General features: G+C 67.4%; 20 protein-coding genes. 10 read left to right on the forward strand and 10 right to left on the reverse strand.

Annotation, left to right across the window (positions count from 1 at the left end; translation table 11 throughout):
* Positions 1–63 precede the first annotated feature (63 nt).
* The 3 genes from QW845_RS06905 (at position 64) to QW845_RS06915 (ending at position 4,724) form a co-directional block, all read left to right on the forward strand.
* Positions 64–1,278: an aminotransferase class I/II-fold pyridoxal phosphate-dependent enzyme gene (locus tag QW845_RS06905; RefSeq protein WP_315800858.1), complete on the forward strand. Its 1,215-nt coding sequence runs from the start codon at positions 64–66 to the stop codon at positions 1,276–1,278.
* 11 nt (positions 1,279–1,289) lie between these two features.
* Positions 1,290–3,767: a DNA translocase FtsK gene (locus QW845_RS06910; RefSeq protein WP_315800859.1), complete on the forward strand. Its 2,478-nt coding sequence runs from the start codon at positions 1,290–1,292 to the stop codon at positions 3,765–3,767.
* A gap of 168 nt (positions 3,768–3,935) precedes the next feature.
* Positions 3,936–4,724 carry an outer membrane lipoprotein carrier protein LolA gene (locus tag QW845_RS06915; protein WP_409997877.1) on the forward strand — a complete coding sequence of 263 codons (789 nt, stop codon included), beginning with the start codon at positions 3,936–3,938 and terminating at the stop codon, positions 4,722–4,724.
* A 19-nt stretch (positions 4,725–4,743) separates the two neighbouring features.
* Here QW845_RS06915 and QW845_RS06920 read toward each other — a convergent pair whose 3' ends face one another.
* The gene (locus QW845_RS06920; protein ID WP_315800860.1) at positions 4,744–5,814 is read right to left on the reverse strand and encodes a DUF2336 domain-containing protein; all 1,071 of its coding nucleotides are present in this window, start codon (positions 5,812–5,814) and stop codon (positions 4,744–4,746) included.
* Between the two features lie 229 nt (positions 5,815–6,043).
* Here QW845_RS06920 and QW845_RS06925 point away from each other — a divergent pair, with 229 nt between their 5' ends.
* From QW845_RS06925 to QW845_RS06935, 3 genes are all read left to right on the forward strand, one after another.
* On the forward strand, positions 6,044–7,582 hold the full coding sequence (locus QW845_RS06925) for a YifB family Mg chelatase-like AAA ATPase (protein WP_315800861.1): 1,539 nt from the start codon (positions 6,044–6,046) through the stop codon (positions 7,580–7,582).
* 98 nt (positions 7,583–7,680) lie between these two features.
* A complete protein-coding gene (locus tag QW845_RS06930; protein ID WP_315800862.1) occupies positions 7,681–8,157 on the forward strand; it encodes a hypothetical protein in 477 nt (158 codons plus the stop codon).
* Between the two features lie 135 nt (positions 8,158–8,292).
* Positions 8,293–10,527, forward strand: coding sequence for a PAS domain-containing hybrid sensor histidine kinase/response regulator (locus QW845_RS06935; RefSeq protein WP_315800863.1), 2,235 nt, complete (start codon positions 8,293–8,295; stop codon positions 10,525–10,527).
* A gap of 48 nt (positions 10,528–10,575) precedes the next feature.
* Here the strand turns inward: QW845_RS06935 and coaA are convergent, their stop codons facing one another.
* The 7 genes from coaA to hisB all read right to left on the reverse strand — a co-directional run bounded on the left by coaA (position 10,576) and on the right by hisB (position 15,340).
* Entirely contained in the window at positions 10,576–11,532 is a 957-nt protein-coding gene (coaA, locus tag QW845_RS06940) for a type I pantothenate kinase (RefSeq protein ID WP_315800864.1), read from the reverse strand.
* A gap of 32 nt (positions 11,533–11,564) precedes the next feature.
* On the reverse strand, positions 11,565–11,888 hold the full coding sequence (locus QW845_RS06945) for a phosphoribosyl-ATP diphosphatase (RefSeq protein WP_315800865.1): 324 nt from the start codon (positions 11,886–11,888) through the stop codon (positions 11,565–11,567).
* A 77-nt stretch (positions 11,889–11,965) separates the two neighbouring features.
* Complete coding sequence (gene hisF / locus QW845_RS06950; RefSeq protein WP_315800866.1) at positions 11,966–12,742, reverse strand: imidazole glycerol phosphate synthase subunit HisF; 777 nt, start codon at positions 12,740–12,742, stop codon at positions 11,966–11,968.
* A gap of 11 nt (positions 12,743–12,753) precedes the next feature.
* The gene (gene hisA / locus QW845_RS06955) at positions 12,754–13,488 is read right to left on the reverse strand and encodes a 1-(5-phosphoribosyl)-5-[(5-phosphoribosylamino)methylideneamino]imidazole-4-carboxamide isomerase (RefSeq protein WP_315800867.1); all 735 of its coding nucleotides are present in this window, start codon (positions 13,486–13,488) and stop codon (positions 12,754–12,756) included.
* 59 nt (positions 13,489–13,547) lie between these two features.
* Positions 13,548–14,198, reverse strand: coding sequence for an imidazole glycerol phosphate synthase subunit HisH (gene hisH, locus QW845_RS06960; RefSeq protein WP_315800868.1), 651 nt, complete (start codon positions 14,196–14,198; stop codon positions 13,548–13,550).
* Positions 14,195–14,719, reverse strand: a complete 525-nt coding sequence (locus QW845_RS06965) for a DUF2628 domain-containing protein (protein WP_315800869.1) — start codon at positions 14,717–14,719, stop codon at positions 14,195–14,197. The genes hisH and QW845_RS06965 overlap by 4 nt, the downstream gene beginning before the upstream one ends.
* A 27-nt stretch (positions 14,720–14,746) precedes the next feature.
* Entirely contained in the window at positions 14,747–15,340 is a 594-nt protein-coding gene (gene hisB / locus QW845_RS06970; protein ID WP_315800870.1) for an imidazoleglycerol-phosphate dehydratase HisB, read from the reverse strand.
* Positions 15,341–15,535: 195 nt separating this feature from the next.
* Between hisB and hslV the strand changes: the two genes are divergently transcribed.
* The 4 genes from hslV to QW845_RS06990 all read left to right on the forward strand — a co-directional run bounded on the left by hslV (position 15,536) and on the right by QW845_RS06990 (position 19,410).
* Entirely contained in the window at positions 15,536–16,096 is a 561-nt protein-coding gene (gene hslV / locus QW845_RS06975; RefSeq protein WP_315750519.1) for an ATP-dependent protease subunit HslV, read from the forward strand.
* Positions 16,097–16,099: 3 nt separating this feature from the next.
* The gene (locus QW845_RS06980; protein WP_315800871.1) at positions 16,100–16,699 is read left to right on the forward strand and encodes a DUF2585 domain-containing protein; all 600 of its coding nucleotides are present in this window, start codon (positions 16,100–16,102) and stop codon (positions 16,697–16,699) included.
* A 50-nt stretch (positions 16,700–16,749) separates the two neighbouring features.
* Complete coding sequence (gene hslU / locus QW845_RS06985; RefSeq protein WP_315800872.1) at positions 16,750–18,054, forward strand: ATP-dependent protease ATPase subunit HslU; 1,305 nt, start codon at positions 16,750–16,752, stop codon at positions 18,052–18,054.
* 234 nt (positions 18,055–18,288) lie between these two features.
* On the forward strand, positions 18,289–19,410 hold the full coding sequence (locus tag QW845_RS06990; protein WP_315800873.1) for a hypothetical protein: 1,122 nt from the start codon (positions 18,289–18,291) through the stop codon (positions 19,408–19,410).
* 3 nt (positions 19,411–19,413) lie between these two features.
* On the opposite strand, the gene QW845_RS06995 is transcribed toward QW845_RS06990, so the two are convergent.
* Positions 19,414–19,989 (reverse strand): Smr/MutS family protein, encoded by a 576-nt coding sequence (locus QW845_RS06995; RefSeq protein WP_315800874.1) that lies wholly within the window; start codon positions 19,987–19,989, stop codon positions 19,414–19,416.
* A 12-nt stretch (positions 19,990–20,001) separates the two neighbouring features.
* Positions 20,002–21,636 (reverse strand): murein transglycosylase A, encoded by a 1,635-nt coding sequence (locus QW845_RS07000; protein ID WP_315800875.1) that lies wholly within the window; start codon positions 21,634–21,636, stop codon positions 20,002–20,004.
* Positions 21,637–21,716 lie beyond the last annotated feature (80 nt).

Raw genomic sequence — 21,716 nt, forward strand, 5'->3', positions numbered from 1 at the left:
CCGCTAAAGGCACCGGTTCATGGGCGATCGGCGGCTTCCACTGGTTTGGCGCGCGTTTTACGTATGGCAATGACCGCTTCATCCCCCGCGCCCGCTGGCGCCAGCCATTCGGAGAGCGAACGCTCGCCGTTTGCGCGGCTGAACGAGCTGCTCGCCCCCTACAAGCCGGGCAAGCCGATGATCACGCTCGCCGTCGGTGAGCCGCAGCATCCGGTGCCGGGCTTCGTCGGGCCGGTGCTGGCCCAGCACATCGCCGAGTTCGGCCGCTACCCCGCGGCCAAGGGCATCGAGCCGTTCCGCAAGGCGGCCGCCGGCTGGCTGTCGCGCCGATTCGCGCTGCCGCGCGCTGTTGATCCCGAGCACGAGATCCTGGTCCTCAACGGCAGCCGCGAGGGCCTGTTCTTCGCCGCCCATGCCGCGCTCCGCCACGTCGGCCCGCGCCGCGGCAAGCCCGCGATCCTGATGCCGAACCCGTTCTATCCGGTGTATGGCGTCGGCGCGCGCACCGCCGGCTGCGACTCCATCTATCTGCCGACGACGCGCGAGAACGGCTTTCTGCCGGACCTCGATGCGATCGACGAGGCGACGCTGTCGCGCACGATCGCGTTCTACCTTGCGACGCCGGCCAACCCGCAGGGCTCGGTGGCATCAGCGGACTATATGCGCAAGCTGGTCCGGCTCGCCAACGCCTACGGCTTCCTGATCTTCAGCGACGAATGCTATTCGGAGATCTACACGAAGGCGGCGCCCGGCAGCATGCTGGAGCATGCCGGGCCCGACTACACCAATGTGGTCGCGTTCCAGTCACTGTCGAAGCGCTCCAACGTGCCGGGCATGCGGATCGGCTTCGCCGCCGGCGACCGCCGATTCCTCGCGGGCTTTCACGAGCTGCGCAACGTCGCGGCGCCGCAGGTGCCGGTGCCGCTGCAGCACGTGGCGGTCGCCGCCTATGCCGACGAGGCCCATGTCGAGGACAACCGGCGGCTGTACCGCGCCAAGTTCGACCTCGCCGACCAGATCATCGGCAACCGCTATGGCTACAGGCGGCCCGATGGCGGCTTCTGCGTCTGGCTCGACGTCACTGAGCGCGGCGGCGACGAGGAGGTGACGCTGCGGCTGTATCGCGACGCCGGCGTGCGCGTGGTGCCCGGCAGCTACCTGGCGCGGCCGCAGGCCGACGGCTTCAATCCGGGCCTCGGCTACATCAGGCTGGCGCTGGTGGCCGATGCCGAATCCACCGGTGAGGCGTTGCACCGGCTGGTCGAGGTCCTGGGATAATCGCGGGGCTGATGCAGATGCCGGCGATCGAACGAGTCATTCCCCTGGTCAACCACCTGCCGACGTCGCTGCGCGACGCGCTGGTGCGGCGGCTGCGCGAGCTCGCGGGCCTCTGCCTGATCGCGCTGTGCGGCGTGGCCGCGGCGGCGCTGATGACGTGGTCGGTGCAGGACCCCAGCCTGAGCCACGCCACCTCGCGCGCGATCCGCAACATCGTCGGCTATCCCGGCGCGATCAGCGCCGATCTCCTGATGCAGATCCTTGGTCTCGGCTCGATCATGGCGATCCTGCCGCTTTCGATCCGCGGCTGGCGGATGATGACGCACCGGCCGTTCGACCGCGAGGCGCTGCGCTTCGGCGCCTGGATTCTCGGCGCCGTCATCGCCGCCGGCTTTGCCAGCTGCTGGCCGCGCTCGCATGCCTGGCCGCTGCCGACCGGTCTCGGCGGTGTCGTCGGCGATGCCCTGGTGCGCGCACCGGCCGTGGTGTTCGGACCGCCCGGCGTGATCTATCGGCTGGTGCTCGGCGCCCTTCTTCTGGTGGCGATGATCGGCTGCCTGCTGGTGGCCGGCGGCATGGGCGCGAAGGAAGCCGACCCGAGCCTGCTCGCCGACGAGGACGACGACACGCCGCTGGCCGACCCGGAGGACGATGACGACCGCAAGGCGATCCGGCTCGGCTGGGTGTTCCACGCCATCATGAGCGCCAAGGCGCAGGTCGTCTGGTTCCTCAGCACGGCCTACCGCGCGCTGGTGTCGTCAGGTCCGCAGCCGCGCGCCGCCGCCGCAGGCCGGCAGGAGCCGAGCCTCGGCCGCGGCCAGGGCAAGCCGACGCTCGCGCCCGAGATGGACGAGGACGGCGGCGACGAGGAAGAGGCCGAGGAGGGCGAGGACGAAGAAGAGGAGGAGGAGCCCGCTCCGAAGTCGCGCAAGAAGCCGGCGCCGAAGACTCCTGCGAAAAAGTCCAACGACAAATACGATCTGCCCTCGGTCTCGATGCTGGCGGCGCCGAAATCCTCCGACCGCCAGCCGCTGTCGAAGAGCGAGCTGGAGGCCAATTCGCGCGCGCTGGAAGGCGTGCTGCAGGATTTCGGGGTGCGCGGCGAGATCGTCAAGGCGCATCCCGGCCCGGTCGTCACGCTGTACGAGCTGGAGCCCGCGCCCGGCATCAAGTCGTCGCGCGTGATCGGCCTGGCCGACGACATCGCCCGCTCGATGAGCGCGCTGTCGGCGCGCGTCGCCGTCGTGCCCGGCCGCAACGCCATCGGCATCGAGCTGCCCAACGTGCATCGCGAGAAGGTGTACCTGCGCGAGCTGCTGGTGGCCAAGGAGGCGACCGAGAGCGTCGCAAAGCTGCCGCTGTGCCTCGGCAAGAACATCGGCGGCGAATCCATCATCATCGATCTCGCCCGCACCCCGCACATGCTGATCGCCGGCACCACCGGCTCGGGCAAGTCGGTCGCGATCAACACCATGATCCTGAGCCTGGTGTATCGGCTGCGCCCCGATCAGTGCCGCCTCATCATGGTCGACCCGAAGATGCTCGAGCTTTCCGTCTATGACGGCATCCCGCATCTCCTCACGCCCGTCGTGACCGACCCGAAGAAGGCCGTGGTCGCGCTGAAATGGGCCGTGCGCGAGATGGAGGAGCGCTACAAGAAGATGGCCAAGCTCGGCGTGCGCAACATCGACGGCTACAACGCCCGTCTCGGCGAAGCGCGCGCCAAGGGCGAGGAGCTGACCCGCACCGTCCATACCGGCTTCGACAAGGAGAGCGGCAAGGCGATCTACGAGGAAGAGAAGCTCGACCTCGATCCCCTGCCCTACATCGTCATCATCGTCGACGAGATGGCCGACCTGATGATGGTCGCCGGCAAGGACATCGAGGGCACGGTGCAGCGCCTCGCCCAGATGGCGCGCGCCGCCGGCCTGCACGTCATCCTGGCGACGCAGCGTCCGTCGGTCGACGTCATCACCGGCACCATCAAGGCCAACTTCCCGACCCGCATCTCCTTCCAGGTGACGTCGAAGATCGACAGCCGCACCATCCTGGGCGAGATGGGCGCCGAGCAGCTGCTCGGCCAGGGCGACATGCTCTACATGGCCGGCGGCGGCCGCATCAGCCGCGTGCACGGCCCGTTCTGCTCCGACGAGGAGGTCGAGAAGGTCGTCAAGCATCTCAAGGCCCAGGGCTCGCCGGAATATCTCGAGGCGGTCACCGCCGAGGAGCCGAGCGAGGAGGATGGCGCCGTGTTCGACGCCACCGGCATGGGCGGCGGTGGCGGCGGCGACGACCTGTTCTCGCAGGCGGTCGCCGTGGTCAAGCGCGACCGCAAGGCCTCCACCAGCTACATTCAACGCCGATTGCAGATCGGCTATAACAAGGCCGCTTCGCTGATGGAGCGGATGGAACAGGAAGGCATCGTCGGCCAGGCCAACCACGCCGGCAAGCGCGAGATCCTGGTGCCCGAGGAGGAAGGCGGGTTCTGACGGCCCGATGGCCGCAGAAACGCCGCTTCGGTGCCCGATCTTCACGCGATTACGATCACGCTGCCCGGCCGAACCGGGATAGAACGCGTAAAACCTCAGGACGTCGTTTTGAAAAGCTCCTTGTTGAACAGCACGTTTTCGTATCACGCAGCTTGGCGCGGGCGCCGGATCGGCGCCTGGCTGGTCGCCTGCGCCGTGACGACATGCTCCATCGCCGGAGCGTCCGGTCACGCCGCCGCGCAAGGCACGCCGGCTCCGAAATCAGGCCCGAAGAGCGGCTCCCAGCTCAGCGCCTCCGACCAGCAGCGGGCCGGCCAGAGCCCCTCGACCACGCAGACGGCCCCGCCCAATCCGGTCATTCCCGATCCCCGGCGCAACGTGCCGGCCAGCATCTTCACCTCGTTCGACGCCAACCAGAAGGCGCAGGCGGCCAAGGTCAGCGCCTATCTGTCGTCGCTGCAGACGCTGGTCGGGAATTTCGTTCAGGTCGGCCCGGACGGCAGCAAGACCAAGGGTGATTTCTACATCCAGAAGCCCGGCAAGGTCCGCTTCGAATATGACCCGCCGACCCCGATCGACATCATCGCCGACGGCTCCTCGCTGGTGGTGCGCGACCGCAAGCTCGCCACCCAGGACGTCTATCCGCTGTCGCAGACGCCGCTGCGCTATCTCTTGTCCGACCGCATCGACCTGTTGAAGGACACCAACGTGATCGCGGTCGCCGCCGACGACCTCTACGTCACGATCACGATCGAGGAGAAGCAGGCCCTGATCGGCACCAGCCGGCTGATGCTGATGCTCGGCGCCAAGGACGGTCAGCTCAAGCAGTGGACCGTGACCGATCCGCAGGGCTACGACACCACGATTGCCGTCTACAATCTCGATACGACCAAGAAGCTCGACCCGGCGATGTTCAAGATCGACTTCACGGCCTACCCGTCGACCCCGCCGGGCTGACGCCGCTTCCCGCGCTCGCTCAGCGCGATTCGAGCCCGCGCACCTTCCACTGCGCTTCGGACAGCGCAAGCTTCTCGAAGCGCTTGCGCGCCTCTTCGAGGTCATCGGCTGGAAGCGCGTCGCAGCCGGGCCGGTCGCGCAGGATCATCGACGTCGTCGCCCAGCTCAGCCGTGCCGCCTTGCAGGCCAGCAGCAGATCCGTGAGGCGATCCTCCTCCAGCAGCGTCTCGATCGTCTCGATGGTGACGACGCAGAGCAGCGCCAGCGCCGCGATCACGGCAGGGAAATCGCCGGTGGCACAGAAGCGGTTGACGGCGGAGTCGCCGAGCTTGCCGGTGCGGCTGAGGGCGGCGACCTCAGCCTTGACCTGCTGATAGTCCCAGATCGCGCGCATCGCCGCACCGGGCGAGCGGGTCGGCGTCGCCTGAAGGGTCGCGCGGGTCGCCGGCGGTGCGGCCTTGATGAAGCGGGCGCGGGCGCCCTCGCTGGCCGCGGCGACGAAGGCGCGCGACAGCTTGGCCGGCAGGTCGGTGCGCAGCGCGAGCTTCTCGGCGAGATCCTCGTCGCGCTCGGCGATCTTGAACAGGCTGCGATAGCCGTCCTCGGACAGCTTTGACGTGAGGTTCTGCGCCAGCGCCATGCGCACCGCCGGAAAGCCGCGCGCGATCAGCTGCGTCGTGAGGGCGTCGCCGATGCCCCTGCGGCTGGCGATCGCGGCCAGATGCGCCGGGCTGCCGGTGCGGATGAATTCGGCGAGGTCGCGCTCGGTCAGCACCGCCGCCTTGGCCAGCATCGGCCCGGCGACGCGCAATTCGGGGTGAACGGCGAGCATCCGCGCCGTCGCGTAAGGCGCGCGCTCCACGCCGGCGAGCGCCATGCTCAGCTCGGCCAGCAGCTCGGTCGCGACCTGCGGCATCAGCCTGGCGAACATCTGATCGTAGAGATCGAGCTGCTCGGCGGACGCCGGCCGAGGGCCGGCCAGGAACAGGCTGGTGGTCCGGCGCAACATGTCGGTGGCGAGCTCGGACACCGTCCGCGCATCACCGGCGGGCGTCTTGGCGGTCGGAGCTGCCGCGGGCGCTGGAGGCATCACACGTCCCTCGTTGGGCGCCTCTCGGCCGTGACGGAGGCGCGGGTCGATCGTCGATTGCGGAAGAATGCGACGGCCGGACTAAAGGCGCGTTAAGCCAAGCAGACCGACCTGGGTCGCGATGCGACCGTCGTTAACGGATTGCGCGCGTCCGGCGCACCGGCTTGTTCCTGTATTGTTCTTGCGAACTGGACCCGCTTCCGCTAGCCTTCTCGCGGGAGGGGGCATCATGGTCCAGCGCGTTTCCACCGTTGCCTTCGAGGGAATCGAGGCCCGCGCGGTCGACGTGCAGGTCCAGGTCGCGCCCGGACTGCCGGCGTTCGCGATCGTCGGACTGCCGGACAAGGCGGTGTCGGAGGCGCGCGAGCGGGTGCGCTCGGCGCTGATCGCCTCCGGCCTGGCGCTGCCGGCGCGGCGGATCACCGTCAACCTGGCGCCGGCCGACGTGCCCAAGGAAGGCAGCCATTACGACCTGCCGATCGCGCTCGGCCTGATGGCCGCGATCGGCGCCATCCCGCCCGATGCGCTCAGCGGCTTCACCGTGCTTGGCGAGCTCGGCCTCGACGGCTCGATCGCGCCCGTGGCGGGCGTGCTGCCGGCCGCGATCGGCGCCAATGGACGCGAGGAAGGCCTGATCTGCCCGGCCGCCTGCGGCGCCGAGGCGGCGTGGGCGAGCCCCGATTTGCAGATCATCGCGGCGAGCTCGCTGATCCAGATCGCCAACCATTTCAAGGGCACGCAGGTGCTGTCGCGGCCGCAGCCGAAGATCCAGGAGGCGCCCGCGAGCCTGCTCGACCTGCGCGACATCAAGGGCCAGGAGAGCGGCAAGCGCGCGCTCGAGATCGCCGCCGCCGGCGGGCATCACCTGCTGATGATCGGCTCGCCCGGCGCCGGCAAGTCGATGCTGGCGGCGCGGCTGCCGTCGATCCTGCCGCCGCTGTCGCCGGCCGAGCTCCTGGAAGTGTCGATGATCGCCTCAGTCGCCGGCGAGATCGAGGGCGGCGCGCTGACCAACCGGCGGCCGTTCCGCAGCCCGCATCATTCCGCCAGCATGGCGGCGCTGACCGGCGGCGGCCTGCGCGCCCGGCCCGGCGAGATCTCGCTGGCGCATCAGGGCGTGCTGTTCCTCGACGAGCTGCCGGAGTTCGATCCGCGCGTGCTCGACTCGCTGCGCCAACCCTTGGAGAATGGCGAGGTCTCGATCTCGCGCGCCAACCACCGCGTCACCTACCCGGCCCGCTTCATGCTGGTCGCGGCGATGAATCCCTGCCGCTGCGGCAACGCCTTCGAGCCCGGCTATGCCTGCAAGCGCGGCCGCATCGACCGCTGCACCGCCGACTATCAGACCCGCATCTCCGGCCCGCTGATGGACCGCATCGACCTGCGTATCGAGGTGCCGGCGGTCACCGCCGCCGACCTGATCCTGCCGCCGTCCAAGGAAGGCTCGGCCGAGGTCGCTGCCCGCGTCGCCGCCGCGCGCGACCTGCAGCGCGAACGCTATGCCAAAGCGGGCCTGCCGCAGGTCAGGACCAATGCCGAAGCGCCCGCCGCCGTGCTCGACGAGATCGCCAAGCTCGACGCCCCCGGCCAGAAGCTGCTGCGCGAGGCCGCCGAGACGATGCGGCTGTCGGCGCGCGGCTATCACCGCGTGCTGCGCGTGGCGCGGACGCTCGCCGATCTCGATCACGCCGAGGCGATCGGCCGGCTGCATCTGGCCGAAGCGCTGTCGTATCGCGCGCTCGCGGAAGACAATCGGCACGCGGCGTAAGGGCGCCTCCCTCAACACTCTGGTAACGACTTCTCTTTACGCTCCGACAACCATAAGGCCCCGCGTTCTGTCCTCAGGCCCGTTGCGTCGGTGCGTATATGTTGCGTTTCAAGGTCATCGTTTCGGCCGTGCCGCTGATCGCGGCCGTGGTCTTCGCCAAGATCGAATTGGCGCCCTCCCCCCAGCCCTGCATTGCCGTCGGCGCCGACTCCGTCGCGCTCGGCTCGGCGCCGTTCCACGCCGATCTGCATGTCGATTTCACCGATGATCCGGCGCTGGCGACGGTGCGCGTGGCGCTGGCCGACAGTCCGGAGGCGGCTGATGTCGTCGTGGTCGACGATGCGCCCGCCACGGAGGATCGCGGCTGTGGCATGACTTCCGCGACCCAGCTCGTCGCGATCGCTGCCGACCCGCGTCCCGGCACGTCCCTGATCTATCTCGCCCGCGATGATGCCGATGGCCGCGCCGACTATCGCATCTACGTCCGCTCCAGCCACACGACGGCCGGGGACGCTGCCGCACTGATCGTCGCGGCCCGCAATCATTCCTCATCGCCGGCCAATCCGGTTCTGTGACTCGGGCTAACGCCCGGTTCACCATCTCTGCACCGCCGGCTGGCGTGGGCATGACCTTTCAAAGTCTCAGCAATACCGACGCCGCATGGTGCGGGTCGGCGAGGACATTGGGATCGGAAGCTGGGGGTGATCGAGATGGGACCGATTTTTCACGTCAGGCTGCGCCTGCGCCGGTTCATACGCCGTCACCGCACCATCTTCGCGATCCTGCGCTCGCTGATGATCTTCTCCGCCGGCTTCGGCGGCGCCTACGGCTTCATCAAGGCCAGCGTCTCCCCGAACTCCGGCTACAATCCGCACGCCTTCGCGATCGGCGCCAGCTTCCTGTTCGCGCTCGCCTGCGTCGGCCTGGCCACGCTCAGCATGCGGCTGCGCTTCGTCGCCAGGAAGATGCACAAGATCGCGCTCCACAACGAGGTGCTGGCCGACCGGAACTGGGAGCTGCAGGAAGCCGAGCAGCGCGCCCGCAATCTGTTCGAGCAGCAGGGCGATCTCATCGTCATGCGCGCCCGCGACGGCAGCATCGTCTTCGTCAACGACGCCTATTGCCGGATGGCGGGTCTCGACCGCGACAATCTGCTCGGCAGCGCGTTCACCTTCCAGCTGATCGAGCAGGGCGACAGCGCGCTGGAGCCGAACGGCACCCGCGTCCACGACCAGCGCATCGAGAGCGCGATCGGACCGCGCTGGATCGCGTGGCGCGAGGCGCTCGTGCGGTCCGACGCCGGCCAGCCCGCCCTGCTGCAATGTGTCGGCCGCGACGTCACCGACCGCACCGAAACCGAGCGCGCGCTGGCGGAGGCGCGCGACCAGGCCAACGCCGCGAACCGCGCCAAGTCACGCTTCCTGGCGATGGCCAGCCACGAGATCCGCACGCCGCTGAACGGCATCCTCGGCATGAGCGGCCTGTTGCTCGACACGCAGCTCACGCCGGAGCAGACGACCTACGCCAAGGCGGTCCGCACCTCGGGTGAAGCGCTGATGTCGCTGATCGACGAGCTGCTCGACTATTCGAAGATCGAGGCCGGCAAGCTGGCGCTCGAGGCGCAGCCGTTCTCGCTGGCAGCGCTGATCGAGGAGATCACCGAGCTGCTGGCGCCGCGCGCGCAGGCCAAGCAGCTGGAGATCGCGGCCTATCTCGACGAGCGCCTGCCGACCTGGGTGACGGGCGACGCCGCGCGGCTGCGCCAAGTGCTGCTCAACCTCGCCGGCAACGCCATCAAGTTCACCGCGACGGGCGGCGTTGCCCTGATCGCCGAGCCCGGCATCTGGCCGAACGAGATCAGCTTCCAGGTGCGCGACACCGGCATCGGCATCGCAGCCGACGCGCAGGACCGCATCTTCCGCGAATTCGAGCAGGCCGACGACAGCGTGGCGCGCAGCTTCGGCGGCACCGGGCTCGGCCTTGCGATCTCTGACCGGATCGTCAAGCGCATGGGCGGGCGCATTTCGCTGCAAAGCCAGCTCGGCGCCGGCTCGACCTTCGAGGTGGCGGTGCCGCTGCCGCCGGCGCTGGAGCGCGGCGAGCAGAACAGCTTCCGCGGCCCCGACCTCGCCGGACAGTCGATCATGCTGGTCGCGCCGGCCGGGCTGCAGGCCGAGCTGATCGAACGGCGCCTGCAGAACTGGGGCGCGCAGACCTGCCTGGTCGCGGAGGCCGAGGTGGCGGAGGCCCTGCTGCCCGAACGCGCCTGGCATGCCGTGCTGGTCGACGATGCCATCGGCAGCGATGAATCGCTGCGTCTGGGCCGGGTCGCGCACCACCATACGACACGGCTGATCGTGCTGGTGACGCCGGCGAGCCGCCACGAGCTGGCACCGGCGGCGCCATTCCACGGCTATCTCGTCAAGCCGCTGCGCGCCGCTTCGCTCGCCGCGCGCGTGAGCTTCGACACCGACGGCACGGTCCTCGCCGACGATCCAGTCCCGACGATCGCGCCGCCGATCGCGGCTCAGGCCGGCGCGGGCCTGTCGATCCTCGTCGCCGAGGACAACGACATCAACGCGCTGCTGATGCGCTCGCTGCTGACCAAGCTCGGCCATCACGCCGACATCGCCGTGCATGGCGAAGCGGCGCTCGACTCCTGGCTCGCGGCGCGCTCGGCCGGCGCGCCGTACGATCTGATCCTGATGGATGTGCAGATGCCGAAGCTCGACGGCATCGCTGCCGCCAGGCGCATCCGCGCCATCGAGGCCAGCGAGCCCGGCGGGCGCACCCCGATCCTGGCGCTGACGGCCAACGCGCTGGTCGAGGACCGCTACGCCTGCTTCGAGGCGGGCATGGATGGGTTCCTGGTCAAGCCGATCGATCGCGACAAGCTCGACGAGGCGCTGGCGAATCTGGCGGCGGCGCGACAGGTGCCAGCGTAAGGAATTAGTTGGGGCGGATCAGCCCGGCGCCGCGCCCGCCGGCCCCGTTTACAACCGCCTCAGCGCCACCGTCTCGATCTCGTGATCCGCGCCCTTCTTCAGGATCAAGGTCGCGCGCGGCCGTGTCGGGAGGATGTTGTCCTCGAGATTGGCCAGGTTGGTGCGCTCCCAGATCGCGATCGCGGTGGCGATGGCCTCCTCGTCCGACAGCAGCGCGTAGCGGTTGAAGTAGGACCTGGGATCATGGAACGCCGTGTCGCGCAGCGAGAGGAAGCGCTTGACGTACCATTTGCGCAGGATCGCCTCGTCGGCATCGATATAGACCGAGAAGTCGAAGAAGTCGGAGACGACCGGCACGGCCTTGCCGTCGCGCGGCAGCGGACCGGTCTGCAGCACGTTGACGCCTTCGACGATGAGGATGTCCGGCTGGTCGATCTCGGTCCACTGATTGGGGACGATGTCGTAGCTCAGATGGGAATACACCGGCGCGCGCACCGGATGGCGGCCGGCCTTGATGTCGGACAGAAAGCCGAGCAGCCGCGGCAGGTCATAGCTTTCCGGAAAACCCTTCTTCTGCATCAGGCCCTGCCGCTCCAGCACCGCGTTCGGATACAGGAAGCCGTCGGTGGTGATGAGATCGACCTTGGGCCGCGGCGACCAGCGGGTCAGCAACGCCTGCAGCACGCGCGCAGTGGTCGACTTGCCGACCGCCACCGAGCCGGCGACGCCGATGATGTAGGGCATCTTGCGGTCGCGGATGCCGAGGAACTGACGCTGCGCGTAGTACAGCCGCTGCGCCGCGTCGACATACATCGACAGCAGTCGCGACAGCGGGAGGTAGATGTCCTCGACCTCCTGAAGGTCGAGACGATCGTGCATCGACCGCAGCTTGGAGAACTCGCCGGGCTCCAAGGTCATCGGCGTGTCGTTGCGCAACTCGGCCCATTGTTCGCGGGTGAAGACGCGGTACGGATTATATTGTTGTTCGGTGGTGCGCATATCCATGACGCTGCCCTTCGTTTCCCCGCCGTCGCGCCCTACTCCGTCTTGCGCGACGCCTTTTCTTCCAGTCCCGATTGACCGGTGCGCTTGCCGAGCGCCGCCTCGACCTCCTCGAGCCGGACGTCACGCGACTTCAACAACACCAACAGATGAAACAGCAGATCGGCGCTTTCGGAGATCAGATGCTCGCGGTCGGTGCCAACAGCGGCAATGACGGTCTCGACCGCCTCCTCGCCCATCTTCTTGGCGCATTGCGGCGGCCCCTTGTCGAGCAGCTTGCGCGTATAGGACGCCTGGCCGCCCGCCGCGGCGCGCGCGTCGATGATGGCAGCGAGATCGTGAAGCGTGAAGCGGGACATCGGCCGGTACTCGGAACGCCTGCCCGACCACGGCGGCCGGACCAGCGTTCATCTAACATTTTTGCGACGCAATGTCGTCAGGGATCGAGCCGCATCGGCAGGCCATGGCGCTCCATGTGCTCCTTGGCCTGCCGGATGGTAAATTCCCCGAAATGGAAGATCGACGCCGCCAGCACCGCGGTCGCGCGGCCCTCGCGGATGCCGTCGACCAGATGATCGAGGTTGCCGACACCGCCGGAGGCGATCACCGGCACCGGGACGCTGTCGGCGACCGCCCGGGTCAGCGGCAGGTCGAAGCCCTGGCGGGTGCCGTCGCGGTCCATCGAGGTCAGCAGGATCTCCCCTGCCCCCAGCGATACCACCTCCTGGGCATATTCCAGCGCATCGATGCCGGTCGATTTGCGGCCGCCATGGGTGAAGATCTCCCAGCGGCTTCCGCCGCCAGGCCGCGACACGGACTTGGCGTCGATCGCGACCACGATGCACTGCTCGCCGAACTTCTCGGCCGCCTCCTTGACGAATTCGCGCCTGCTCACCGCGGCCGAATTGATCGAGACCTTGTCGGCGCCGGAACGCAGCAGGGTCTTGATGTCGTCGATGGTGCGCACGCCACCGCCGACCGTGACCGGCATGAAGCAGGCCTCCGCCGTGCGCCGGACGACGTCCAGCATGATGCCGCGGTTCTCATGGGTGGCGGTGATGTCGAGGAAGCAGAGCTCGTCGGCGCCTGCGGCGTCATAGGCGATCGCCGCCTCCACCGGATCGCCGGCGTCGCGCAGGTTGACGAAGTTGACGCCCTTGACGACCCGTCCGTCCTTGACGTCGAGGCAGGGAATGACACGGACCTTGAACATCCTGTTTTCTCCTACGCACGCGCCGCGCGGATCAGCGCCAGTGCTTCCGCGGGATCGAGGCGGCCGTCATAGAGCGCGCGGCCAGCGATGGCGCCTTCGAGCTTTTTCGCCCGTGGTGTCAGCATCGCCTTGACGTCCTCGATCGAGGCCAGGCCGCCGGAGGCAATCACGGGGATCGAGATGGCATCACCGAGCGCGATCGTGGCCTCGAGATTGAGGCCCTTGAGCAGGCCGTCGCGCGCGATGTCGGTGAAGATGATCGCGGCGACGCCGGCGTCCTCGAAACGCCTGGCGATGTCGAGCGCCGTGACCTCGGAGGTCTCGGCCCAGCCCTCGACGGCGACCTTGCCGTCGCGGGCATCGAGTCCGACGGCGACGCGGCCGGGGAAGGCCTTGGCTGCGGTCTTCACCAGCTCGGGATCGCGCACCGCCGCGGTGCCGATGATGACACGGGTGATGCCCTTGGTCAGCCAGGCCTCGACCGTCGCGAGATCGCGGATGCCGCCGCCGAGCTGCACCGGCATCTTGACAACTTTCAACATCGCCTCGACCGCATGCGCATTCATCGGCTTGCCGGCGAAGGCACCGTCGAGATCGACGACGTGGAGATAGTCGAAGCCCTGGTCGGCGAAGCTCTTGGCCTGCGCGGCGGGGTCGAGGTTGAACACGGTGGCGCGCGCCATGTCGCCCTGCTCCAGGCGCACGCACTGGCCGTTCTTCAGATCGATGGCAGGAAACAAAATCATCTGAGCTGTCTTTCAGGCAAGCGCCCTGCCCGCCTCCTGGACGGACAGGCGCGCTGCGCTCACGGCTTCCACTTCAGGAAGTTGGAAATGAGGGCGAGACCGAAACGCTGGCTCTTCTCGGGATGGAATTGCGTGCCGATCGCGGTGTCCTTGCCGACGATCGCGGTGACCGGACCGCCGTAGTCCGCGCGCGCCAGCACGTCGTTCTCGTTGACGGCATTCAAGTGATAGGAGTGCACGAAGTAGGCGTGCAGGCCCTTCGGCCCGAGCGGCAGCCGCTCCAGCACCGGATGCTCTTGCAGCACATCGAGCGTGTTCCATCCCATATGCGGGATCTTCAGGCTCTCGTCGCGAGGCGTGATCTTCTCGACGTCGCCGGAGACCCAGTCGAAGCCGTCGGTGGTGACATGCTCCTTGCCGCGCGTCGCCATCAGCTGCATGCCGACGCAGATGCCGAAGAACGGCCGCGCCTTGTGGCGCACGGCCTCGGTCATCGCCTCCAGCATGCCGTCGACGGAGTCGAGTCCGCGGCGGCAGTCGGCGAAGGCGCCGACGCCGGGCAGCACGATGCGGTCGGCGCGATACACCGTGTCCGGATCGCGCGTCACCACGACCTTCTGCGGATCCTCCATGCCGCGCGCGGCGCGCTCGAACGCCTTGGCGGCGGAATGCAGATTGCCGGAGCCGTAATCGATGATCGCGACACTCATCGTCCACCTCCGGGTTCTGGGAACAAGCCAATGATGCTGGCATGCGGCAGCGGCGGCGGGTGCTGCCCATTGCCATTGTCACGCGAGGGCGGCGGTGCGCCGCGATCGACGGTGTAGTTGCTGTAGCCGAGATCGCTGCGCCGGGCGGCCCAGCGCTCGAAGAAGCGGCGCTCGGCGGCATCGAGATCGTCGGCCACGACGACGTCGAGCTGGCGCCAATTGCCGCGCGAATAGCTCCAGCGCTTCAGGCTCGAGGCTTCGAGCCCGAGCAGGATCGCAAGCAACAGATCGATTCCGGCAATCGCGGCGCCGCTGACGCCGACGCGTACCAGGACGACGTCGAGCGCGATCATCAGCAGGGCCCAGACCAGCATCGCAAGCCAGAGGCGATGCCAGGCCAGCCAGACGGCGCCGAGCACGGCGGCCCAGAAATGGAAGCCGTCACGGATGAAGACGAAGCGATCGGTCGAGCGCAGATCGGCTCCGGCGGCGAGGGGAGCGTGAACCGTATAAACGGGCATGTCGAAATTCCCTTGGGAGGAGGGAGGTCAGCCGCCGAGCTGACCCTTGGTGGATGGCACTTCGCCCTTGTTGCGCGGGTCGATCGCGAGCGCGGTTCGCAGCGCCCTGGCCAGACCCTTGAAGCAGGATTCGGCGATATGATGGGCGTTCTCGCCGTACAGCGTCTCGACATGCAGCGTGATGCCGGCGTTCATGGCAAAGGCGTTGAACCACTCGCGCACCAGCTCGGTGTCGAACTCGCCGATCTTGTCGCGCGCGAAGGTCGTGCGGAACACCAGCATCGGCCGGCCCGACACGTCGATCACGACGCGCGTCAGCGTCTCGTCCATCGGCATGTGGATCGAGGCGTAGCGGGTGATGCCGGCCATGTCGCCGAGCGCCTGACGCACGGCCTGGCCGAGGGCGATGCCGACATCCTCGGTGGTGTGGTGGAAATCGATATGCAGGTCGCCGACCGCCTTGACGGTCATGTCGATGCGGGAATGCCGGGCAAGCAGATCCAGCATGTGATCGAAGAAGCCGATCCCGGTCGCGATATCAACCACGCCGGTGCCGTCGAGGTTCACGGACACCTCGATCTCGGTCTCTTTGGTCTTGCGCCTGATGGTCGCGCTACGCATGGGGTCAGCTTTCCCTTGAAAACGCGGCCCTTTTATCAGGCGGATGACACCTTAGCTACTGCGGGATGACGCCCCGGACGCCTGATCTCGGGCCATGGTGAGCGGATTTCAAGGCCTGGCAGGGCAGGGCAGGGACCCGGTAATTGTATCCCGACGCCTCAGCCCCTAAATCAGGGCATCAACCAGGGATCCCCCATGCACGCATCTTCGAACGAGCCCACCGTCTGGCACGGCACCACGATCCTGACCGTCCGCAAGGGGGGCAGGGTGGTGATTGGCGGCGACGGCCAAGTCTCGATCGGCCAGACCGTGATCAAGTCCAACGCCCGCAAGGTGCGCAAGCTCGGCAAGGGCGACGTCATCGGCGGCTTCGCCGGCGCCACGGCCGACGCGTTCACCCTGTTCGAGCGGCTGGAGAGCAAGCTGGAGCAATATCCGGGGCAGCTGACCCGGGCCGCGGTCGAGCTCGCCAAGGACTGGCGCACCGACCGCTACCTGCGGCGGCTGGAGGCGATGATGATCGTGGCCGACAAGGAGGTCTCGCTGGTGCTGACCGGGACGGGCGACGTCCTGGAACCGGAGGCCGGCGTGATGGCGATCGGCTCCGGCGGCAACTATGCGCTGGCGGCCGCGCGGGCGCTGATCGACACCGACAAGGACGCCGAGAGCATCGTGCGCCGCTCACTCGACATCGCCGCCGACATCTGCGTCTACACCAACCGCAACATCACCATCGAAGCGCTGTCGGCCGAGTAGACGATGACCGCGGACGAGATCGGCGCCCCGTCCCGGCCTTGGTCCGGACCCTGGCTCATCCTGGCGCTCGGTCTGCTGGTGCTGCAGGCCGCACTGTTGTTCGCGATGGGCCGGCTGCCGATCTGCGCCTGCGGCACCGTGAAGCTGTGGCACGGCGTGGTGCAGAGCTCGGAGAACTCCCAGCATCTCACCGACTGGTACACGTTCTCCCATGTCATTCACGGCTTCCTGTTCTATGCGCTGACCGCGCTGGTTCTGCCGTTTCTGCCGTGGCAGGGGCGGCTGATCATCGCGATGCTGATCGAGGGCGCCTGGGAGCTGGTCGAGAACTCCAGCTTCATCATCGAGCGCTATCGCGCCGCCACGATCTCGCTGGACTATTTCGGCGACAGCATCGTGAACTCCGTCGGCGACACCTTGGCGATGATGACCGGCTTCCTGCTGGCGCGGGTGCTGCCGGTCTGGCTGACCGTCGTGATCGCAATCGCGTTCGAGATCGGGGTCGGCCTGCACATCCGTGACAACCTGACCCTCAACATCCTGATGCTGATCCATCCAACCGAGGCGATCCGGCAGTGGCAGGCCGGGCCGCCGCTCCTGTGACGGCGGAAATCCGGCTTGCCCTCATCCCCGTCCGACCCTAGCTAGAGCCCATGACCGACTTTTCCCCCCGCGAAATCGTCTCCGAACTCGACCGCTACATCGTCGGCCAGGCCGACGCCAAGCGCGCCGTCTCCATCGCCCTGCGCAACCGCTGGCGCCGGCTGCAGCTCGATGCCGGCCTGCGCGAGGAGGTGCTGCCGAAGAACATCCTGATGATCGGCCCGACCGGCGTCGGCAAGACCGAGATCGCGCGGCGGCTGGCCAAGCTCGCGGGCGCGCCGTTCCTCAAGGTCGAGGCGACCAAGTTCACCGAGGTCGGCTATGTCGGCCGCGACGTCGAGCAGATCATCCGCGACCTCGTCGAGGTCGCGATCGTCCAGGTGCGCGAGCGCAAGCGCAAGGATGTCGCCGCCCGCGCCCAGCTCGCCGCCGAGGAGCGCGTGCTGGATGCGCTGGTCGGCGCCAATGCGAGTGCTGCGACGCGTGACTCGTTCCGCCGCAAGCTGCGCGCCGGCGAGCTGAACGACAAGGAAATCGAAATCGAGACGCAGTCCTCGGGCGGCGGCATGCCGATGTTCGAAATCCCCGGCATGCCGGGCGCGCAGATGGGTGCGATCTCGATCGGCGACATCTTCGGCAAGCTCGGCGGCCGCACCAAGACGCGGCGCGTGACGGTCGAGGCCTCGCACGACATCCTGATCGCGGAGGAATCCGACAAGCTGCTCGACAGCGACCAGCTGGTGCAGGAGGCGATCGGCGTGGTCGAGAACAACGGCATCGTGTTCCTCGACGAGATCGACAAGATTTGTGTGCGCGAGAACCGCGCCGGCGGCGACGTCTCGCGCGAGGGCGTGCAGCGCGACCTGCTGCCGCTGATCGAGGGCACGACGGTCTCGACCAAGCATGGCGCGGTCAAGACCGATCACGTCCTGTTCATTGCCTCGGGCGCGTTCCACATCGCCAAGCCCTCGGACCTCTTGCCGGAGCTGCAGGGACGATTGCCGATCCGGGTCGAGCTGCAGGCGCTGACGCGCGACGACATGCGCCGCATCCTGACCGAGCCGGAGGCATCGCTGATCAAGCAATATGTCGCGCTGATGCAGACCGAGGGCGTGACGCTCGACATCACCGACGATGCGATCGACGCGCTCGCCGACATCGCGGTTGCGGTGAATTCCACGGTCGAGAACATCGGCGCGCGCCGGCTGCAGACGGTGATGGAACGCGTGCTGGACGAGATCTCCTTCAACGCCTCCGACCGCGGCGGCGAGACGATGCGTGTCGACGCCGCCTATGTGCAGCAGCACATCGGCGACCTCGCCAAGAACACGGATCTCAGCCGGTTCATTTTGTAAGAGGCGTCGCCCTTCAGCCTCTGCGCTCTTTCGCACAGGCGTAGCGTCACCCTCCGCTGTCGTCCCCGCGAAGGCGGGGACCCATAACCACCGAAGCTGATTGTCACTCAAGATGGCGGCTCCAGCCCTGCCTCATCACGTACAGCGGTGGTTACGGGTCCCGGCTCAAGGCCGGGACGACAGCGGTGGGTGTGGCGGCGAGCTTGCCTCCATCTCTCACCGCTCGGACATCGCATGACGGCCGCCTACAGCCGGCACTGGCGCACGATGCTCGCCGTCAACGCCGCGGTCATGCTCGGCGTGTTCCTGCACAAGCTCACGCTGCCGCCCTACATTCCCTACATCCACCTGCTTGTCGACTATCACCACGGCTTCATCAAGCGCGCGCTGATCGGGGCCATCGTCGGGTTGTTCACGACGAAGGTGCCGGTGTGGCTGGTGTTCGCGTTGGCAGGCCTCGTCTGGCTGATCACGTTCGGATTGTTCGTCCAGCTATTCCGCCGAACATTCGGATTGAACAGCGCACAGCTCCCGCTGTTCGTCTTCACCGCTGGCTCGCCGTTCGTGTTCAAGAACTTCCTGTTCACGCTCGGGCACTTCGACGTCTATGGCTGTCTTGGTGCCATCATCCTGATGCTGGTGCCGGCGGGCTCGCTCGGCTACGTCCTGCTCGCTGCGCTGACCTCGGCGGTGCTGGTGCTGATCCATCACATCCATCTGCTGATGTACGTGCCCACCATCGCCGCCATCGTCGTGCTGCGCTACTACTTGCCGCGCAGGACGACGCGCCTCGACATGGCCGTCGGCGGAGCCGCACTGATCGGACTCGGCGCGCTGTTCCTGACGGCGCAGTTCCTCGGCACGATGCCGCTGCCGGAAGCGGACTTCACAGCATATCTGCGGACCCGCATGGCCGATCCGACACGCACCGAGCTCTTGCAGTTCGCTTACGTGTGGTACCAGCCACTGACGAAGGAGGTGCAGGACACCTGGGCAAGACTGCCGTCGAACCTGCTCGGCTTGCCCGTCTATGCGCTGCTGCTCTGGCTTCACGCGCCGCTCTGGCGCACTTTCAGGGACCTGATTGGCGCGCTGGAAGAGCAGCGCCATCGCCAGATCGTCATCGCCGCGCTGGTTGTCATCACTCTCGCTTACCTCGTGATGTTCGCGATGGTGTTCGACTATTCGCGCTGGATCTCGAGCTGGGTGGTCTGCATGGTGCTGATGCTGCACGCGGTGAAGACGCTGCCCACCACAAAGCCTGTGGCCCTCATCGACGCCGGCGACCGCACGACCACGATCCTGGGCTGGATCGTCACCGCCATCCCGCGCGTCGGCATCATCCGGCCGTTCTGACGCTCAGCCCCGGGCGCGCCTGATCCGGACATAGAGCGCGCCGGCACCGCCATGTCCCACATGAGCCTCCTCGAAGCCGACAATCAGCGAGCGGAATTCCGGCAGGCTCAGCCAATGCGGCACCTGGCGCCGGAGCACGCCGCGTTCGGGATCCGCACCGATCGTACCCTTGCCGGTGATGACGAGCACGAAGGTGAGCCCGTCATGCTGGGCGCGATGCAGGAAATGATGCAGCGCCTGGTGCGCCCGGCTCTGGGTCATGCCGTGCAGATCGAGCCGCGCATCGATCTCGCCGCGGCCGCGTGACAGTTTCGAGCGCTCCTTGCGGCCGAGCGAGACCAGCGGCGGGATGGCCGGCCGGGCCGGCTTCGGCACGACCACCGGCGCGACCGGCCGCGGCGTCATCATCGGCTTGTCCGGCTGCGGCTCGGCCGTCACCATCGGCGGATGCGGCCGCACCGGACGCGGTGTCTTGCGCAGCGGCTTGACCTGGCGCGCCACCGTCTCCCACAGCGTACGCTCGTCCTCGGAGAGGCCACGCTTGCGACGGCCGCGGGGCGGCTCGGGATCTTCAGACATGGAGACGGCTTGTCATCGGCGGTTGCGGTGGCGCCTGCCATAACGCAATCGGCGGATATTGCGATCACTTTCGATACGGGGGCGAGCCTCGGGCAGGGGCACGGGCTGTGGTGCCACGACGTTCTGCGCCACCGTGGTCGCCGGGCTTGCGCTCGCGGCGGGAGCAGAGGCTTTCGCATCGTTGACCGGAGAGGCGGCGGCTTTGTTGGCCTGGTTGGCCTGCCCCTGATCCTTCCCTTGATCCTTGACCTGATCCTTGGCTGCCTCCTTCGGCAGCACCTGCGGAAACAGTTTTGCGATCTTCTCCGACGGCCGTGCATCCGGCAGCGGCATCTTGCGGCCACGCGCAACCGGATCGAGGCTCTTCGGCACCAGCATCACGAACTGGATGCTGTGCTTGAGACGGCCGGAGACCTTGCCGGCGTCCTGGCCGGCGCCGAAATAGAGATCGGCGCGCGCAGGTCCGACGATCGCCGAGCCCGTATCCTGCGCGATCATCAGCCGGTGGAACGCCGTCTTCGACTTCTCGGATTCGATCGGCAGCTCGCCGGTGATGAAGAACGGCGTGCCATAGACGTGCAGCGACTTGTCGACCGCGATCGAGCGGCCCGGGGTCAGCGGAATGCCCTGCGCGCCGACCGCCTCGTCCTTCTCCGACAGCTGCACCTCGCGGAAGAAGATGTAGGAGCGGTTCATCCGCCGCAGCTCGTTGGCACCTTCCGGATTCTGCTCCATCCAGTCGCGGATGCGCTGCATCGACATCTGCTCGCGTGGAATGATGCCGCGCTCGATCAGGATGCGGCCGACCGGTGTGTAGGGAAGGCCATTATAGGCATCGTAGTTGATGCGAATGGTCGAGCCGTCGTCGAGACTGATGCGCGCCGATCCCTGGATCTGGGCAAACAGCAGGTCGGTCTGGTTCCTGAGCCATGCGATCTCCAGGCCGCGCCCCTCGATGGCACCGTCCTCGATCTCGGCGCGGTCGTAGTAGGGGACCAGCTTGCGCCGTCCGATCTTGCGATAGACGGGGCCCTTGTTGGGCAGACTCGTCGCATCCTGCTTGAAACCACGGACAAACAAATTGGAGGGCCGGCGATAGACTGGAACGTTGTAGACCTCATTCTGGGTCCGCGAGCCCTCGATGACGGGTTCGTAGTAGCCGGTGACGAAACCGTCGGCATCGCCGAGCTTGGAGATCCTCAGCGGCTCGAAGTGCCGTTCGAAAAAAGCCCTTGCCGCAGCATTGTCGGCGAGATCGGTGGCCCGAGCATCGCGACAGGGGTCGCGCAGGGAATCACCCAGCGCCTTACCATCCACCCTGCCATCCGGCGCTGCATCCGTCTTCGCGGCGATCGGCTTGCAGCTGGCGCGGAACGTCCGATAGGCCGCGAGCTGATCGTCGTCGTTCCAGCCGGGCACGTCGGTCCAATCCATCGGCAGGTACTGGCTGTTGCTGATCTCGAGCGGCCAGTCGAGCTGCGGGTAGGGCAGGTGGCGCATCGGCGGCGTCGCCGCCCGATGGCGCGCGCGAACCGCCTCGGCTGCATAGGGGGCGAGCGCCACGGCAGCGACGCTCAGGGCGAGCACCGGCGTCCAGTAGGTCAGGCGGCGGGCGGTAAAACCCCGCTTCCAAATTTCGCGAACCATGCTTGCACCATCAAAGTACCACTCAACGCGAAATTCAGAGAAAACGGGATGCTGAAAAGATCCGTGTCAAAAATCGAGGA

This window comes from Bradyrhizobium sp. SZCCHNS3002 (genome assembly GCF_032377435.1).
In the GTDB taxonomy this organism is placed as follows: Bacteria; Pseudomonadota; Alphaproteobacteria; order Rhizobiales; family Xanthobacteraceae; genus Bradyrhizobium.

Bases quoted from the DNA above. Each gene is read 5' to 3' on its own strand.
- QW845_RS06980 (WP_315800871.1), top strand. From the start codon at position 16,100: ATGACCGCGGACGAGATCGGCGCCCCGTCCCGGCCTTGGTCCGGACCC.
- QW845_RS06990 (WP_315800873.1), top strand. From the start codon at position 18,289: ATGACGGCCGCCTACAGCCGGCACTGGCGCACGATGCTCGCCGTCAAC.
- hisF (WP_315800866.1), bottom strand. From the start codon at position 12,742: ATGTTCAAGGTCCGTGTCATTCCCTGCCTCGACGTCAAGGACGGACGG.
- QW845_RS06930 (WP_315800862.1), top strand. From the start codon at position 7,681: ATGTTGCGTTTCAAGGTCATCGTTTCGGCCGTGCCGCTGATCGCGGCC.
- hslU (WP_315800872.1), top strand. From the start codon at position 16,750: ATGACCGACTTTTCCCCCCGCGAAATCGTCTCCGAACTCGACCGCTAC.
- QW845_RS06910 (WP_315800859.1), top strand. From the start codon at position 1,290: ATGCAGATGCCGGCGATCGAACGAGTCATTCCCCTGGTCAACCACCTG.
- QW845_RS06935 (WP_315800863.1), top strand. From the start codon at position 8,293: ATGGGACCGATTTTTCACGTCAGGCTGCGCCTGCGCCGGTTCATACGC.
- QW845_RS06905 (WP_315800858.1), top strand. From the start codon at position 64: ATGGCAATGACCGCTTCATCCCCCGCGCCCGCTGGCGCCAGCCATTCG.
- hslV (WP_315750519.1), top strand. From the start codon at position 15,536: ATGCACGCATCTTCGAACGAGCCCACCGTCTGGCACGGCACCACGATC.
- QW845_RS06995 (WP_315800874.1), bottom strand. From the start codon at position 19,989: ATGTCTGAAGATCCCGAGCCGCCCCGCGGCCGTCGCAAGCGTGGCCTC.
- hisH (WP_315800868.1), bottom strand. From the start codon at position 14,198: ATGAGTGTCGCGATCATCGATTACGGCTCCGGCAATCTGCATTCCGCC.
- QW845_RS07000 (WP_315800875.1), bottom strand. From the start codon at position 21,636: ATGGTTCGCGAAATTTGGAAGCGGGGTTTTACCGCCCGCCGCCTGACC.
- QW845_RS06945 (WP_315800865.1), bottom strand. From the start codon at position 11,888: ATGTCCCGCTTCACGCTTCACGATCTCGCTGCCATCATCGACGCGCGC.
- hisA (WP_315800867.1), bottom strand. From the start codon at position 13,488: ATGATTTTGTTTCCTGCCATCGATCTGAAGAACGGCCAGTGCGTGCGC.
- QW845_RS06925 (WP_315800861.1), top strand. From the start codon at position 6,044: ATGGTCCAGCGCGTTTCCACCGTTGCCTTCGAGGGAATCGAGGCCCGC.
- coaA (WP_315800864.1), bottom strand. From the start codon at position 11,532: ATGGATATGCGCACCACCGAACAACAATATAATCCGTACCGCGTCTTC.
- QW845_RS06965 (WP_315800869.1), bottom strand. From the start codon at position 14,719: ATGCCCGTTTATACGGTTCACGCTCCCCTCGCCGCCGGAGCCGATCTG.
- QW845_RS06920 (WP_315800860.1), bottom strand. From the start codon at position 5,814: ATGCCTCCAGCGCCCGCGGCAGCTCCGACCGCCAAGACGCCCGCCGGT.
- hisB (WP_315800870.1), bottom strand. From the start codon at position 15,340: ATGCGTAGCGCGACCATCAGGCGCAAGACCAAAGAGACCGAGATCGAG.